Source organism: Nocardia sp. NBC_00881 (genome assembly GCF_045207455.1).
Lineage (GTDB): Bacteria > Actinomycetota > Actinomycetes > Mycobacteriales > Mycobacteriaceae > Nocardia.
The window spans coordinates 3,330,244-3,345,870 of the sequence record NZ_CP108798.1; the positions used below are offsets into that span (position 1 = coordinate 3,330,244).

General features: G+C 67.5%; 17 protein-coding genes. 10 read left to right on the top strand and 7 right to left on the bottom strand.

Annotation, left to right across the window (positions count from 1 at the left end; all coding sequences use genetic code 11):
* Nucleotides 1–86: 86 nt before the first annotated feature.
* From OH799_RS13605 to OH799_RS13615, 3 genes are all read left to right on the top strand, one after another.
* The gene (locus OH799_RS13605; RefSeq protein WP_406280172.1) at nt 87–542 is read left to right on the top strand and encodes a cupin domain-containing protein; all 456 of its coding nucleotides are present in this window, start codon (nt 87–89) and stop codon (nt 540–542) included.
* Nucleotide 543: 1 nt separating this feature from the next.
* A complete protein-coding gene (locus tag OH799_RS13610) occupies nt 544–1,731 on the top strand; it encodes a PLP-dependent aminotransferase family protein (RefSeq protein ID WP_406280174.1) in 1,188 nt (395 codons plus the stop codon).
* A 67-nt stretch (nt 1,732–1,798) separates the two neighbouring features.
* Nucleotides 1,799–2,200 (top strand): hypothetical protein, encoded by a 402-nt coding sequence (locus tag OH799_RS13615; protein ID WP_406280176.1) that lies wholly within the window; start codon nt 1,799–1,801, stop codon nt 2,198–2,200.
* A gap of 111 nt (nt 2,201–2,311) precedes the next feature.
* On the opposite strand, the gene lhgO is transcribed toward OH799_RS13615, so the two are convergent.
* Nucleotides 2,312–3,553: an L-2-hydroxyglutarate oxidase gene (gene lhgO, locus OH799_RS13620; protein ID WP_406280178.1), complete on the bottom strand. Its 1,242-nt coding sequence runs from the start codon at nt 3,551–3,553 to the stop codon at nt 2,312–2,314.
* Nucleotides 3,554–4,076: 523 nt separating this feature from the next.
* Here lhgO and OH799_RS13625 point away from each other — a divergent pair.
* On the top strand, nt 4,077–4,739 hold the full coding sequence (locus tag OH799_RS13625) for a metal-dependent transcriptional regulator (protein WP_406282074.1): 663 nt from the start codon (nt 4,077–4,079) through the stop codon (nt 4,737–4,739).
* Here OH799_RS13625 and OH799_RS13630 read toward each other — a convergent pair.
* A complete protein-coding gene (locus tag OH799_RS13630) occupies nt 4,686–5,105 on the bottom strand; it encodes a MarR family winged helix-turn-helix transcriptional regulator (RefSeq protein ID WP_406280180.1) in 420 nt (139 codons plus the stop codon). The genes OH799_RS13625 and OH799_RS13630 overlap by 54 nt on opposite strands.
* A 52-nt stretch (nt 5,106–5,157) precedes the next feature.
* On the opposite strand from OH799_RS13630, the gene OH799_RS13635 reads away from it, so the two are divergent.
* Nucleotides 5,158–5,643, top strand: coding sequence for a hypothetical protein (locus tag OH799_RS13635; RefSeq protein WP_406280182.1), 486 nt, complete (start codon nt 5,158–5,160; stop codon nt 5,641–5,643).
* A 111-nt stretch (nt 5,644–5,754) separates the two neighbouring features.
* Here OH799_RS13635 and OH799_RS13640 read toward each other — a convergent pair whose 3' ends face one another.
* Nucleotides 5,755–6,837, bottom strand: a complete 1,083-nt coding sequence (locus OH799_RS13640; protein ID WP_406280184.1) for a tartrate dehydrogenase — start codon at nt 6,835–6,837, stop codon at nt 5,755–5,757.
* Between the two features lie 91 nt (nt 6,838–6,928).
* Nucleotides 6,929–8,401, bottom strand: a complete 1,473-nt coding sequence (locus OH799_RS13645; protein WP_406282077.1) for an NAD-dependent succinate-semialdehyde dehydrogenase — start codon at nt 8,399–8,401, stop codon at nt 6,929–6,931.
* A 130-nt stretch (nt 8,402–8,531) separates the two neighbouring features.
* On the opposite strand from OH799_RS13645, the gene OH799_RS13650 reads away from it, so the two are divergent.
* On the top strand, nt 8,532–9,773 hold the full coding sequence (locus tag OH799_RS13650; RefSeq protein WP_357260551.1) for an aminotransferase class III-fold pyridoxal phosphate-dependent enzyme: 1,242 nt from the start codon (nt 8,532–8,534) through the stop codon (nt 9,771–9,773).
* Between the two features lie 85 nt (nt 9,774–9,858).
* A complete protein-coding gene (locus OH799_RS13655; RefSeq protein WP_406282080.1) occupies nt 9,859–10,353 on the top strand; it encodes a DUF3830 family protein in 495 nt (164 codons plus the stop codon).
* Between the two features lie 51 nt (nt 10,354–10,404).
* Here the strand turns inward: OH799_RS13655 and OH799_RS13660 are convergent, their stop codons facing one another.
* Nucleotides 10,405–11,790 (bottom strand): amidase, encoded by a 1,386-nt coding sequence (locus tag OH799_RS13660; RefSeq protein ID WP_406282083.1) that lies wholly within the window; start codon nt 11,788–11,790, stop codon nt 10,405–10,407.
* A gap of 27 nt (nt 11,791–11,817) precedes the next feature.
* The gene (locus OH799_RS13665) at nt 11,818–12,783 is read right to left on the bottom strand and encodes a D-2-hydroxyacid dehydrogenase (RefSeq protein ID WP_406280187.1); all 966 of its coding nucleotides are present in this window, start codon (nt 12,781–12,783) and stop codon (nt 11,818–11,820) included.
* Nucleotides 12,784–12,869: 86 nt separating this feature from the next.
* Here OH799_RS13665 and OH799_RS13670 point away from each other — a divergent pair, with 86 nt between their 5' ends.
* Genes OH799_RS13670 through OH799_RS13680 form a run of 3 tightly spaced genes read left to right on the top strand, consistent with a single transcriptional unit; the run spans nt 12,870 to nt 15,023 of the window.
* A complete protein-coding gene (locus tag OH799_RS13670; protein ID WP_357260543.1) occupies nt 12,870–13,610 on the top strand; it encodes an Asp/Glu/hydantoin racemase in 741 nt (246 codons plus the stop codon).
* 14 nt (nt 13,611–13,624) lie between these two features.
* Nucleotides 13,625–14,356 (top strand): maleate cis-trans isomerase, encoded by a 732-nt coding sequence (locus OH799_RS13675; protein ID WP_406280189.1) that lies wholly within the window; start codon nt 13,625–13,627, stop codon nt 14,354–14,356.
* Nucleotides 14,343–15,023, top strand: coding sequence for a GntR family transcriptional regulator (locus OH799_RS13680; RefSeq protein WP_406280191.1), 681 nt, complete (start codon nt 14,343–14,345; stop codon nt 15,021–15,023). The genes OH799_RS13675 and OH799_RS13680 overlap by 14 nt, the downstream gene beginning before the upstream one ends.
* A 98-nt stretch (nt 15,024–15,121) precedes the next feature.
* Here OH799_RS13680 and OH799_RS13685 read toward each other — a convergent pair whose 3' ends face one another.
* A complete protein-coding gene (locus tag OH799_RS13685; RefSeq protein ID WP_406280193.1) occupies nt 15,122–15,541 on the bottom strand; it encodes a DUF4345 domain-containing protein in 420 nt (139 codons plus the stop codon).
* Nucleotides 15,542–15,627: the final 86 nt, after the last annotated feature.

The following is a 15,627-nucleotide window of genomic DNA, read 5'->3' on the forward strand; positions in this document are numbered from 1 at the left end:
GCGACCAGAACTTTCACCTCGCACCAGCGATGGGAATGGTCTAGCGTCCGACTCTGTCGGCGCCAGTAGTATCCGGGAGTATCCCCATGAAAAGTGCAGTCAAGCGAGTCCGTGTGATCGGACCATCCGATTCGGCGGAGAAAATCGGACGGCAACGGCAACGTCTGACCCCTTGTGTCACAAAAGAAACCTGTGGTGCGTCCGGCATCTCGGCGGGCATGGTCAACATGGCTCCCGGCGCGATGTCGAAAGCGCATTACCACGCACACACCGAGATCATCGTCGTCTGCCTGCGCGGTACGGCGGTCACGCTGATCGGGCCCGAATTGACTCCCCACTTTCATGGCCCAGGCGAGTTCATCTACATTCCTGAGGGTGTCGTTCACGTGGCCGTGAACCTCGACGAGGCCGAGGACCTGGTCGCGGTGGAGATGCGAACCGATCCCCTGTTCAACGACGACGTCGTGTTGGCGCCGGAACATGATGTCGACGTGCCCGATGTCGTAGCCCGGCTGCGGCGACGTCATCCGATCGGTTCATAGGATGGTTCTCGGCAAACGCAGCCGCGGTGCTGCCGCGGTGACCAGCGGGCCGATCGACGACATCTTTGCGGCGCTCGCACGGCGCCCCGAGGTCGTCTCGTTCGCCGTCGGCGCGCCGGACCCCGCACTGTTGCCTGGCGAACTCGTCGCGGCACTGTCCCAGGACGTTATCGGCAGGTATGGAAGCACGGTCCTCCAGTACGGTATGACCCGGGGATTCGCACCACTACTCGATCAAGCTCGAAATCTTCTGAGTCAACGCTATATTCGGTGCTCGCTCGACAGACTGCATATCTCTACCGGCGGGTCCGGAGCATTGCACAACGTGTGTTTGGCGCTGCTCGACCCCCACGACGTGGTTCTAGTGGAAACCCCGACCTATGGGCCGGCCGTCAAGTTATTCCGTAGCCACGGTGCGACCGTTGTCGAGGTGGCATCCGACGATTTCGGAATCGTGCCGGAAGCGCTGGACGAGGCCCTGGCCCGATATGACGTCGCCTTCGTGTACCTGCTGCCGACCTTCCAAAACCCTACTGGACGAACGATGTCGACCGAGCGGCGAATACAGGTAGCCGATGTCGTTGTCCGTCGAGGCGCGCTGGCGGTCGAGGACGACGTATATACCGACCTGCGCTACCGCGGGGTGTCACCACCTGCGCTCTATTCCTTCGCGCCGGACAACTCGGTCTATATCACGTCGCTATCGAAAACCCTTGCGCCCGCGATCCGTATCGGTATCACCGTCATGCCTCCCGAGCTGCTGAACACTGTGCTCGCCCTGAAGCAGGGCATCGATATGCAAACGTCGACGTACTGTCAGGCGATAGCCGCGGAGTTTCTGGGTAGCGCGGCGGGAACCGCGCACCTTACCCACATCGTCGGCACGTACTCGGCCAAATTGGATACTTTGGTCGACGCCGTCCAGCGACACCTTCCGAACGGCTTCCGGTGGGTCACGCCCGAGGGCGGGATGTTTTTGTGGATCGAGGGCCCCCGAGAGTTCGACGCCGACGCGCTTCTGGACAGGGCCCTGCGGCACGGCGTCGCCTTCCTGCCCGGGAGCGTCTTCTTCGCCGACAGCGAAGGCGACCACCACAACACGATGAGGCTGAGCTTCGCGAACGTGCCGCAAGACGACATCGACCGCGGCATCGAAATGTTGGCCACTGTATGCAAGGACACCGCGTGAGCGAGCGAACGATGAGCACAGCCGAGTTATCGGTCATGCTGGAGCCGAGCGCCAGCGAGGTGGAGGCATGAACGATCAGCATCCCGTTCTCGGAACATGGGAGGTCATCGCCGATGGCGCTCCGTTCCCTCACCATGTGATGCAGTTCCACACCGGCGGCACCATGCTGCAGTCGAACCCTGACCACGGCAATCGTGCCACCAGCGACAGCAACGGCATGGGCACGTGGCGCTCCGATGGAGCCCTCGTTTCCGGCGCATTCCTGGAGTTCGTCGTCGATCGAGCCGATCCCGCCGTAGTGAGTAAAGGGATCGTCGCCTTCGAACTCGAGGTGACCGGCGACCGGTTCACGGGATCGGCCACCGCGACGTTCTACAACCTCGCCGGTGAGCAGCTGAGCGCCCCGTCGACCGCGCGGCTGACCGGCCGAAGATTCGATGGCGTTGCCGAGGCCCGTCGATCGACCTAGGGGTCGAGGCCCGGGTTTCGGCGTACGAGCAGGGGCTTCGATGTTGGGCGTGGAGTGTCGGTGTGCGCAACCACTCCTGGTTGCTGACGGTTCGCGCAACGGCGGGGAAGATCAGCCGGTGACGGAGTGCTTCTCGAAACGGTCGGCCAGTTCCCGCGCCAACGCGAACGCCGACGTCGCGGCCGGCGACGGAGCGTTGCGCACATGGACGACGCCCGCGGTCCGCGACAGCACGAAGTCGTCGACGAGCGTCCCGTCTCGGGTGACTGCCTGCGCCCGTACGCCACTTCCGGTCTCTTCGTCCAACCGCATCGAGGCCACGGCAGGCACGTATTTCGCGCACGCCCGCACGAAGGCGCGGTGACTCGAGGCCATGCGGATCTCGGTGAGGCCGACCCGCCAGAACCGCTGCGCCACCTTCCACGTCCCGGGCCAGGCGAGTGTGCTCGCCAGGTCACGCGCGGACACCTGTAGCGCACCTCGGCCTTCGCGCGAACCGACCAACATGGCGGTGGGCCCCAGCGACACCCGACCGTCGATGTGCTTGGTGATGTGGACACCGAGGAACGGCAACGCCGGATCCGGGACCGGATACACCATCCCCCGCACCACCGGCGCCTGATCGGCGGCCAAGTACAGGTACGCGCCGCGGAACGGCAGGATACGCGGATCCGGTGCGGCCCCGGCCGACACCGCGAGCCGATCGGACCACAAACCCGCGCAGCAGATCGCCCGACCCGCGCGGAATTCGCCGTCGGCGTGCTCGAGCACTGTGTGGACGCCGGACCGGCGCATCCGGGTGATCTCGCAGCCCAGCGCGAAATGCACTCCCTTGTCCCGTAACTCGCGCTCGATCGTCCGGGCGACGAGACCGTAGTCGACGATGCCGGTATCCGGTGCGTGCAGTGCGCTCACACCGCGAGCCGCCGGTTCGATGTCGCGGATCTCCTCGGCACCGACCCGCCGCAGCCCCGGCACGCCGTTGGCGTGTCCTCGGGACTCCAGTTCGTCGAGTCCCGCGAGCTCCTGGTCCGCGACGGCCACGATCAGCTTGCCGCATCGCTCGTACGGAATGGCGTGCTCGTCGCAGTAGTCGTACATCAACCGCGTGCCCTCGACGCACAGGCGTGCCTTCAACGATCCGGGAGTGTAGTAGATCCCACCGTGAACCACACCGGAATTGCGCCCGGTCTGGTGCCGCGCAACAGCGCGCTCCTTGTCGATCACGAGCAAACGCGCCGCCGGACGCCGCGACAGCATCTCGCGCGCGACCGCAAGCCCGACGATGCCCGCACCGACAACGGCGACATCGTAGATACCGGTGTCCTCTCCGGCGGCCGGATCATCGCTCATGGCGTCCTCTCCTGATGACATCGATTCATGCCGATCGTTCAGCGCTGATCGCACAGCGTGCGGCCGAATCGTCCGGGCACACGGCATGCGACGCACCTGGTCCGCGCGGCCGATCGATGCTGTGGCCGCGGCCACGATAGCTGTAGAACGAGTCGCCGGCGCCGGAATCGCCTCGCCAAGTCCGGGACCAGCCGCCGGGTTACCGGCATCGCGGCCGACTTCGGCTGCGGATCGCTTGCGCACCAAGGCACATCGGGACAATCCGCGCAGGACGTAGTCGCCCCAGTCGCACCACGGCCAGGATCCCTCCGCCGGACAGGGCTGAGCCGCCAGAAGCCGCGGGCGGCAGATATGACCCTATGAACACGCATATTGCGAGTTCGCTGCCTTCAGGTGTCTGAATGTGTATATCGGCACCCTTGTGCCTAAGCTCGGGTATGTGCCTGGTAAACGAGATATCGCCACGCGACGTGAGCTTGCCGACGCCCCCGTTCGAGGCGAACCGCACGGCGGTACCGCGACGATCGCGCTCTCGTCGGTCGCCCAGGACTACCTGAAGGTGATCTGGACCGCGCAGGAATGGTCGCAGGAAAAGGTCTCGACCAAGTTGCTCGCCGAGCGGATCGGCGTGTCCGCGTCGACAGTCTCCGAGGCGGTGCGCAAGCTCGCCGACCAGGGACTGGTGGAGCATGCCCGCTACGGCGCGATCACCCTCACTCCGGCGGGGCGCCGCGCCGCCGTGGCCATGGTGCGCAGGCACCGGCTGCTCGAAACATTCCTGGTCAACGAGCTCGGCTACCGCTGGGACGAGGTGCACGACGAGGCCGAGGTGCTCGAGCACGCGGTCTCGGAACTGTTGATGGCCCGCATCGACGCCAAACTCGGCTACCCCGATCGCGATCCGCACGGCGACCCGATCCCGTCGGTGGACGGAGCGGTACCTACTCCGCCCGCGCGTCAGCTCAGCGACTTCCACGCGGGCGAGTCCGGCCGGGTCGCCCGGATCTCGGACTCCGACCCGGACATGCTGCGCTACTTCGACTCCGTCGGCATCGCCCTGGACACCTCCATCACGGTCGTCGAGCGCCGCGACTTCGCGGGAACCATCGCGATCTGTATCGGCGCCACCGAGTCACCGACCGACCTTGGCCGCCCCGCCGCCGAGGCCATCTGGCTCACCACCTGACCGCTCGGGCGGGTCTGCGCCGAGTCGGTCGTCGAGGGTGGCCCGCAACCGGCTCAGGAACATCTCGAATTGCCGCAACACGTCCGGCGAATACTCGGCGATTATCGCGCACTGCCGCGCGTTGAGCGGACTGAAGTACTTGTCCGCGCTCTGCTTGATCCCAGCACTGCTGCGCAGGGTGACAACCCTCCGGTCGGTGTGCTCCCGAGTCCGCGTCACATAGCCCGCCCGTTCGAGGCGGTTCAGCAAGGCGGTCATGGCGCCCGAGGTCAGCGGGATGCGCTTACCGAGCAGCGCGGGCGACAACGGCGCGCCCATCGCCTGCTCGGCCTGCTGGCATTCGGACTGATCGAGGGCCGTTCGCACGGCTGGCTGTGGACCGTTGAACCGGTCACCCTCGGCAGATTCGAATGGCGCAGTGGACCGGGCGATCGCGTTCGCCCTTTTCCTCTACGGAATCGGCGTCGGCCTCGCCACCGCACAAGTAACCAATGTCGTGCTGGCCGACGTCCCCGCCGACCGCGCGGGACAGGGTGCGGGCATACAGAGCACCGCGCGTGAGTTGGGCTCCGCACTCGGCATCGCCGCGCTCACCACGCTGTTGTTCAGCGTGCTCGACACCGGCCTGCGCGATCGTCTCGGCGGAACTGCCGAAGCGGGTCGGATGAGCGAAAGCATCACCGACAGCGCGGGTTCGGCGATACCGGCACTGGCGGCGGACCCGTCGACCGCCCTCGTGGGAGGCGATGAGCACCGCTCTGGCGATGTCCAGCTACGCCTGTACCGCCCTGCTGCTCCTGGCGCTGGCAACCACCGCGTTCATTCCCCGGGCACCCTCCGTCGCTGCCCTGGAAGCGGCCCACCCCAGCTGACCAGCACCGCGGCGAGCGGGACATGGAGGTGAGCTTTCTCGCGCGCAACCCAACCATGTCCCACCCGCCGGATCAAGTGTCGACTGTTCGGCAGCAAGACCGAGAGCCCCCTACGAGAGGACGTCTCGGGTGGGTGCGGCTGGTCAGTGCCGCTCGGCAGAGGCCGGTCGACGCGCCAGTTCGGCGGCGCGGTCCGCGATCGCCGTGCCGAGATCGGAGGTGGTGGCGGTGCCTCCGAGGTCGGGAGTCCTGGCCTCGCCCGCGGCCAGTACCTCGCATACCGCTTGGTCGACCGCGGCGGCCGCCGCTGACTCACCGAGATGATCCAGCAGCATGGCGCCCGCCAGGATCTGGGCCACCGGGTCGGCGATGCCCTGCCCGGCGATGTCGGGTGCGCTGCCGTGCACGGCCTCGAACATCGACGGGGCGGTGCGGTCGGGATTGATATTGCCCGAAGGCGCAAGGCCCAGCCCGCCGGTGACGGCGGCAGCGAGGTCGGACAGGATGTCGCCGAACAGATTCGAGCCGACGATCACGTCGAGCCGGTCAGGGTGCAGCACCAATTCGGCAGCCAGCGCGTCGATGTGCATCTGGCGCGTCGTGACCTGTGGATACTCGGTCGCGATGCGTTCGAATACGCTGTCCCAATAGGGCATCGAGTGGATGATTCCGTTCGATTTCGTCGCCGAGCACAGCCGCCCGGACCGTTCGGTGGCCCGTTCGAAGGCGTAGCGGATGATCCGCTCGCACCCGACCCGGGTGAACACCGACTCCTGAAGCACGAATTCGTCGGAACGGCCCTCGTTGTGGATGCCGCCGATGCGGGAGTACTCGCCCTCCGAGTTCTCCCGCACGATAAGGATGTCCAGGTCAGCGGCGGTGCGGTCGCGCAACGCGGACTGGGTGCCGGGCAGCAGGCGCACCGGACGCACGTTGACGTACTGACCGAAGGCGCGGCGCAACGGGATCAGCAGGCCCCACAGCGAAACATGGTCGGGCACACCGGGAAAGCCGACTGCGCCGAGCAAGATCGCGTCGAAACCCGCGAGCTGCTCCGCGCCGTCGGCCGGCATCATCGCGCCAGTGCGCAGGTAGTTCTCACAGGACCAGTCGAATTCGGTCCATTCCAGCCCGGGCAGCACGGCGTCGAGCACGGTCACCGCCGCCGCGGTGACGTCGACGCCGATGCCGTCGCCCGGGATGGTGGCGATCCGGTATCCACTCACGACCGCGCCTCGCTGACGCTCGGCTCCGTCGTGCGCGAATGCGCACTGTGCCTATGGTTCACTCGCTGACGCTCGCTCACTGGTATTCCCTTCACAGTCGAACCCCGATGTACTTGGTCTCCAGAAACTCGTCGATCCCGGTCAGGCCGCCCTCGCGGCCGAGCCCGGATTCCTTGACGCCGCCGAACGGCGCGGCCGGATTCGACACCACGCCCTGGTTGAGTCCCACCATGCCGGTCTCCAACGCTTCGCACACTCGCAGTCCGCGCCGGAGGTTCTCGGTGAACACGTAACTCACCAATCCGTACGGGGTGTCGTTGGCGCGGGTAACCGCCTCGTCCTCGGTGTCGAAGATACCGATCGCGGCGACCGGGCCGAAGATCTCGGTGTGGCACAACTCGGCGTCGTCGGGCACGTCGACCAGCACGGTCGCGGGATAGAAGGTGCCAGGCCCGTCGAACGCGGTGCCGCCGGTGAGCACGGTGGCTCCGCGAGCGCGGGCATCGCCGACCAGATACTGCACTTTGGCCACGGCGTCGGCGTCGATGAGCGGGCCGACGACCACGTCCGATTCGGTGCCACGGCCGATCGGCAGCGCCGCCATGCGGTCCGCCAGGCGGCGGGCGAAATCGGCGGCGACGGAGCGCTGGACCAGGATGCGGTTGGCGGCGGTACAGGCCTGACCGATGTTGCGCATCTTCGCCGCGAGCGCGCCCTCGACCGCCTCATCGAGGTCGGCGTCGTCGAACACCAGCAGGGGGGCGTTGCCACCGAGCTCCATCGAGGTGCGCATGACCGTCTGCGCGCACTGCGCGAGCAGCTGCTTGCCCACCGCGGTCGAGCCGGTGAACGACAGTTTGCGGGAACGGCCGTCGCGGATGAGCGGAGTCATCACCGCCGCAGGGTCGACGGTCGTAACGACATTGACGACCCCCGCGGGCAGCCCGGATTCGGACAGCACCTCGGCCAGCGCCAACATCGAAAGTGGTGTCTGCTCAGCGGGTTTCACCACACTGGTACAACCGGCGGCGAGCGCGGGCGCGATTTTGCGCGCTCCCATGGCGATCGGGAAGTTCCATGGCGTGATGAGCAGGCTCGGGCCGACCGGCTGCCTGGTCACCAGGAACCGTGAGCCCCCGGTCGGCGCGGGCAGGTAGCCGCCGTCGAGGCGCACAGCCTCCTCGGCGAACCAACGGAAGAACTCCGCGGCATAGGCAACCTCACCACGCGCCTCGGCCAGCGGCTTACCCATCTCCAGGGTCGCGATCAGTCCGAGCCGGTCGACGTCGGCCAGCAGCGCGCGGTGCACGCGCATGAGCAGGTCGCTGCGCTCCCGCGGCGGTGTGCGGGCCCAATCCGCCTGTGCCGCACACGCCGCGTCCAGCGCCGCGAGTCCGTCCGCGGGGTCGGCGTCTGCCACCTCGCAGAGCAGCTGTCCAGTCGATGGATCGACGACCGGCAGCGATCCGGCAGTCTCCCGCCACCGCCCGTCGATGAACAGACCCCGCGGCACGGTGTCGATCGCGGCGCGTTCCCCCGCGCTGAGGGTGCTCTCGGTGAGCATCGGCGGCTCCTCTCGTCCCGCGCAGCGTCCGGCCATTGCTGCGACCCGTGCGGCCATGTTATGCATATTGTCGACAATCCGACAATAGACAACTTCGGATGTACGTCCAACCACATGGAGGCGGATCACCATGACCGAGCTATCGCCCGTCCTGAAACAGGCCACTCCGGTGACCGTCGACCACGGCACGGGGTGCTATCTCTACGGCACCGACGGCCGCAGATATCTGGACTTCACCGCGGGCATCGGCGTTACCAGCACGGGCCACTGCCACCCGCACGTGGTCGCGGCAGCGCAGGCGCAGGTCGCCTCGCTGATTCACGGTCAGTACACGACCGTCATGCACCGGCCGCTGCTGGAGCTGACCGAGCGGCTCGGCGCGGTCCTTCCCGACGGGCTGGACGCGCTGTTCTTCGCCAACTCCGGCAGCGAAGCGGTCGAGGCGGCGCTGCGGCTGGTGCGGCAGGCCACCGGGCGGCCGAACGTCGTCGTCTTCCACGGCGGATTCCATGGTCGCACTGTCGCCGCCGCGACCATGACCACCTCCGGTACCCGATTCTCGGCGGGATTCAGTCCGCTCATGTCGGGTGTGCACGTCGCGCCCTTCCCCACAGCGTTCCGCTACGGCTGGAGCGAGCAGGAGGCCACCGCCTTCGCGCTGCGTGAGCTCGACTACCTGTTCGCCACGCTCACCTCTCCAGCGGAGACAGCGGCGTTCATTGTCGAGCCAGTGCTCGGCGAGGGCGGCTATATTCCGGGCAACACCGAGTTCTTCCACGGATTGCGCGAGCGCGCGGACCGGCACGGCATCCTGTTGGTCTTCGACGAAATCCAGACCGGCTTCGGGCGCACCGGAAAGTTCTTCGGCCACCAGCACTTCGGCGTGCGCCCTGACGTGATCACCATCGCCAAGGGACTGGCCAGCGGGTTTCCGCTCTCGGGCATCGCGGCGTCGCGCGAACTGATGGCGCGGGCGTGGCCGGGCTCGCAGGGCGGGACCTATGGCGGCAACGCGGTGGCGTGTGCGGCGGCGATCGCCACGCTCGACGTCATCGAATCCGAAGGGCTGGTGCAGAACGCCGCCGCCCGGGGCACGCAACTGCTGCGCGGCCTCCGCGATCGCGCCACCAAGGCGATCGGCGACGTGCGCGGACTCGGTCTACTCGCGGGCGCCGAATTCACCACGGCCACCGGCGAACCCGATCCGGCCACCGCGGCATCCGCCCAGCGTGCGGCGGTGGCCAAGGGACTGCTGCTGCTGACCTGCGGCGCACACATGAACGTAGTGCGGATGATTCCGCCGCTGATCGTGACCGATACTCAGATCGAGGACGCGCTCGCGATCTGGTCCGAGGTCCTCGCCGAGCTGTAACACCATCCCGCGGCGACCGCCGCAGGTCGTCCGCTCCGTGACCGCTGTGCTCGACCGCCGAGCACCAACCAGGAAGCAGGACCACATGGCCCGCTACATCACCATCAGCCTCACCAAAGCCGGAGTGTCCTGTCGCGCACGGCTGCTCGACGCAGAGGCGCCGCAAACCTGCGCGGCCGTGTGGGACGCGCTGCCACAGGAGGGTGACGCGTTTCACGCCAAGTACGCCCGCAACGAGGTCTACACCCTCGTCCCGAGGATCGACGCGGCGCCGCATCGGGAAAATCCGACCGTCACCCCGATCCCCGGCGACGTGTGCCTGTTCGACTTCGAGCCGTGGGAGATCGGCAACCCGGCCTACGGCTACGACCCTGGTTCGGCGGCCGAGCACGAGCGCGGCGCCACCGACCTGGCCCTGTTCTACGGCCGCAACAACCTGCTGATCAATGGTGACATGGGCTGGGTCCCCGGCAATGTCTTCGCCACCATCGAGGACGGGCTCGCCGAGATCGCCGCGGCCTGCAATGCCTTGTGGGTGCAGGGAGTACAAGGCGAGACGCTCGCCTTCGCCCGCGCCTGACCACGTCCGAAATCCAGCGGCCCCGGAGTAGTCCGGGGCCGCTGGTCGCGTTCAGGACGCCAGCACGTGTTCGGCGTAGCGGGCCACGGCCAGCACCAGATCGTCCGAGTGGCGCGGGCCGACGATCTGCAATCCGACCGGCAGGCCGGCGCGCGTGGTGCCCGCCGGGATGCTGATCGCGGGCTGCTGGGTGAGATTGAACGGGTAGGTGAACGGCGTCCACTGCGGCCAGCTCTGCAGGCCGCTGCCGGGCGGCACGTCGTGGCCTGCCTCGAACGCGGGAATCGGCACTGTCGGCGTGATCAGGACGTCGTAGTCGGTGTGGAAGGTGCCCATCGTGATGCCGATCTGTGCCGCCACGTTGCGCGCGACGAGATAATCGACGGCGCCGACGGTTTCGCCGCGCTCCCACACCGCACGCAGCCCGGGGTCGACCCGCCCGCGTGTTCCCTCCGGGAAGCCGGACAGCATGGTGGCCGCGCCCGCCGCCCACAACGACTCGAACGCCTCGCGTGGATCGGTGAAACCTGGGTCGGCCGCGCTGACCAGCAGATCGGCCTCGGCAAGGCGGGCCACCGCCGCGTCAACGATCGTGGCGACTTCGGAGTCGAGCTGGGCGTAGCCGAGCGTCGCCGAGTACGCCACGCGGAGACCCTGCACCTCGCGATGCATCTCGGCACGGAACGCGGTGAGCGTCGGTGCCAGCGCCGTCGGGTCGCGTGGATCGGGCAGCGAAAGGATGTCCATCAGCAATGCCGCGTCCTCGACCGTGCGAGTCATCGGTCCCGCGTGCGCCAGCGGACCGAAGGGGCTGGCCGGGTACAGCGGAATCCGGCCATACGTGGGCTTGAACCCGACGATGCCGCAGAAGGCCGCCGGAATTCGCACGCTGCCTCCCCCGTCTGTGCCGACCGAGACCGGGCCCATGCCCGCCGCCACGGCGGCGGCGCTACCGCCGGAAGACCCGCCCGCGGTGGTGGACGGATCGGCCGGGTTGCGGGTGATGCCGGTCAGCGGGCTGTCGGTCACGGCCTTCCACGCGATCTCGGGGGTGGTCGTCTTGCCGAGAAACACCATCCCGTCCTCGCGCAGCCGCGCCGCAACGGGGCTGTCCACCGACCACGGCCCGCTCGGGTCGATCGAGGTGGAGCCGCGCCGAGTGGGCCACCCTTCGGTCAGGAAGACGTCCTTGATCGAGATCGGCACGCCGTCGAGCAGTCCGCGGGCATGGCCGGAATGCCACCGCGCCTCGGAATCCTTCGCCTGTACCAGGGCGCGGTCGCGATCGACGAGGCAGAAGGCGTTGAACGCGCCGTCCCGGTCGGCGATGGCCCGCAGGATCGCCTCGGTCGCCTCCACGGGCGACAGTGTGCCCGCCGCGTAGGCCGAGACCAGCTCGACCGCCGTCATGGCGGCCGGGTCGGTGGGGATATTCATGTCGGGGTAGCTCATGACTGGGCTCCTTCAGCCGGGCACGTACCCCAGCCTTTTGTCGACCACGTTGTCCAGCGGACGTCCGGCGATCCATTTGTCGAAGTTCTCGGTGAATGCGGTGACGATCTCGGTGCGCCAGCCGATGAAGTCACCCGAGTTGTGCGGGGTGATTCGGACATTCGGCAGCTCCCATAGCGGATGCTGCGCCGGAAGTGGCTCCGGATCCACCACATCGAGCGCCGCCGCGGCGATCGATCCGGTGCGCAGCGCGGCGACGAGATCGTCGGTTACAACGAGTTCCCCACGACCGACGTTGACAAACCTGGCATGCGGCTTCATCGCCGCGAAAGCGCTGGCGTCGAACATGTTCCTGGTCTGCGGCGTCAGCGGGGCGATCGCGATGACGTAGTCGGCGCAGGGCAGTTCGGCGTGCAGGTCGATGGCGACGGTGCCGAAATCCGGGTCTGCGGCGCGCTCGCGCCTGCCCACCCCGCGCACGGTCATCCCCGCCGCACGCAGCAGCCGGGCGATGCGGCGTCCGATCGAGCCGGTGCCCACGATCAGCGCGGTAGCCCCCTCGATTCGCTCGGACTCGCGGTGACGCCATTCGTGCCGCTGCTGCAACAGCAGCGAGCCGGACAGGTCTTTGGCGAAACCCAGAATCTGCCCGAGCACGTATTCGGCGATCGCGGCATCGAAGACGCCCCGGGTATTGGTGACCACCACATCACTCGCCCGCATTTCGGGAAACATCGCGGGGTCGACACCGGTCGACCCCATGTGTAGCCATCGAAGCCGGTCGGCGGCGTGCCATGCGCCGGGGAGCGCGCGAGTGCCGAAGTCGTAGACGAACAACACTTCCGCCCCGCACAGTGCGTCGGCGAGCCCGGACGCCTCGGTGTAGCGAACCACGGCGCGTTCTGCCACGGAGGCCATCAGCTCGGCGTCGGGCACACTGTCACTATGCAGGACGGCGACAATGGGGCCCTGATCCATATTGACACGTTAAGATCACATCGTATGATTGTCAACAATCCGATCGTGTTCGGAGGTCGTCCCGGCTGAGCGCGAGAGGGGCCGCAGTGGATTTGAGCTTTCCCGACCTCGATGGGCCCGTTGCCCAACGAGGTATCGGGGTCATCGCCCCGTTCGACCTCGCACTCGAACGGGAACTCTGGCGGTGGGCGCCGCTAGAGGTGAGCCTGCACCTCGCCCGCACCCCCTACGAGCCGGTACCGGTGTCGTTGGAGATGGCCGAGCTGGTGTCCGACGCGGTACACCTGACCGCGGCTACCCGCGACGTGCTGCACGTGGAACCCGAAGTGGTCGCCTACCTGTGTACCTCGGGCAGCTTCATCAAAGGCCTTGCCTACGAGAAGTCGTTGCGCCACACCATCTGCCGGGCCGGCGCCCAGGACGCGGTGACCACCTCGGGCGCGTTGCTCGAGGCGATCCGCCATCTGGATCTCACCCGGATCTCCGTGCTCACCCCGTACGACGAGATCCTCACCCATAAGCTGCACGACTTCCTCGCCGAGGCGGGCTGCGCCGTGGTCCGCTCCGATCATCTCGGGCTCGGCGGCGGGATCTGGAAGGTCAGCTACCGCACCATCGCGGAGCGGATCGTCGGGGCCGACGACCCCGCGGCCCAGGCCATCTTCGTCAGCTGTACCAATCTGCCGACCTACGACGTCATCGAGCCGCTGGAACAGGCGCTCGGCAAACCGGTCCTCACCGCCAACCAGCTCACCATGTGGGCCTGTCTCGGCCGGATGAAGCTGCCCATGATGGGTCCGGGAAAGTGGCTCCTCAACGTTTTCTGAAGGAAGAACATCGCATGCAGGCACCCATCGTCGGATTCATCTATCCCGACCACGCGGCCGAGGACGATTACCCGCTGGCCGCCGCCGCGCTCGGCGCGCACCTTCCGGTGGCGCACATCTACGGTACCGATCTGCACGCCGTCCCCGAACTGCTCGACTTGGGCAGCCCGGAGAAGTTGCGCGGCGGCGCCGCACTGCTCGCATCACACCGGCCGGACGCGGTTGTCTGGGCCTGCACCTCGGGCAGTTTCGTCTACGGCCCCACGGGCGCGCGTGACCAGGTGCGCGCGCTGGCCGAGGTCGCGGGCGTGCCCGCGACCAGCACCAGCCTCGCGTTCACCGACGCTGTCCATGCACTCGGCCTGCACAGAGTCGCCATCGCCGCCAGCTATCCCGACGACGTCGCGCGGCTGTTCGTCGAGTTCCTCGCCGACGCGGGCATCGACGTCGTCTCGATGGCCAGCGCGGGTATCGACACCGCCGCAGAGGTCGGCACCCTTACTCCCGCCGAGGTGCTGCGGCTCGCCGTAGACAACGACCACCCCGACGCGGAGGCGCTGCTGATCCCCGACACCGCCATGCACACCTTGGCCGTACTGCCGGAGCTGGAGTCGACGCTGGGGAAGCCGGTGCTGACCGCCAACCAGGTGACGATCTGGGCGGGCCTGCGGCTGGCGGGCGCCGAGCCGGTCGTCCCCGGGTTGGGCATTCTGTTCGCGGAAAGGCAGACCGATGTCCGTCGTTGATTTCGAGCCGGTGAACCGGCAGTCCACCGCGGAGATGATCGCCGACCGGCTCCGTGAGGCAATCATGCGCGGCAATCTCGCCCCCGGGGAGCAACTCGGCGAGGCCGACCTGGCGGCGCAGTTCAAGGTGTCGCGCGGGCCGGTCCGCGAGGCGATGCAGCGCCTGGTGTCCGAGGGGCTGCTGCACAGCATCCGCCATCGCGGCATCTTCGTGATCGAACTGACCCTCGACGACGTCATCGACATCTACCGGGCCAGGACGGCGTTGGAGGGTGGCGCGCTGGAGCTGATCCTGGACGGTCGCCGCCCGCTCGCCTACGAGGCCCTCGGGCCGAGCGTCGAGGAGATGCGCGCATGCGCCGAACGCGGTGACGTGGTCGGCGTGTCCGATGCCGATCAGGCCTTCCACGAGGCCCTTGTCGAGAGCGCGGCCAGCCCCCGGCTGGTCCGAGCCGCCCGCACTTTGCTGATCGAGACCCGAATGTGCCTGGGCGCCTTGCAGATCACCTATCCCGACCTCAGGGAGCAGGTTCGCGAACACCTCGACCTACGCGAGGCGATCGTCGCCGCGACACCCACCCGAGCCAGGGCCCTCCTCATCGACCACATGGACGATGCCGTGCAACGCCTCCGCCACCAGATCGGCGCGACGCCGAGCGCGACCTGAGCGCGCGACGGTCCCGTTTCGGAGGGTTGCAGTGGGGACAAAACGTGTGTTCCCGGCTGCTGCGGAGCGGGCTACGCCGACGCGGGTCGCTAGTGCGGTCAGCTCGCCGCGGGCACCCGACCGTCGAGCCGGGCCGCGCCGGCCCGCTTCTCATCGGCGTCGGCGAGCCAGAAGTAGATCGGGGGCAGCACGACCTCTAGCGCGGTCAGCACGAGCTGGAACCAGTGCGGCCAGCCGTACACAGCCATCGAGATGAACCGGGCCACGGCGCCCAGCAGGAAAATGCCGGCCAGCCAGCGCACCGCGGTCGCCGGGATGGGCGACTGCCGTGCCGCCCAGATCCAGGCGAGGCCGTATCCGAGGAAGATCGCGCCGAAAAACCGGCTCTGACTGTCAGCGGTCACGCCGGAGGAGCCCATGTCGGGCACCGCGTCGATGCCGAGTGCGATGTGCAGGAACCCGATAGCAACACAGGCGAAGCCCATCACCATGGAAAGCCATTTCAATGCTGCGGACATACATCCCTCCCGGATGACATGACGTATTCGACAGGCATGTCGGGGGAATCGACATCCCGACCACTGCCGTGTCATTAGTAGACGTT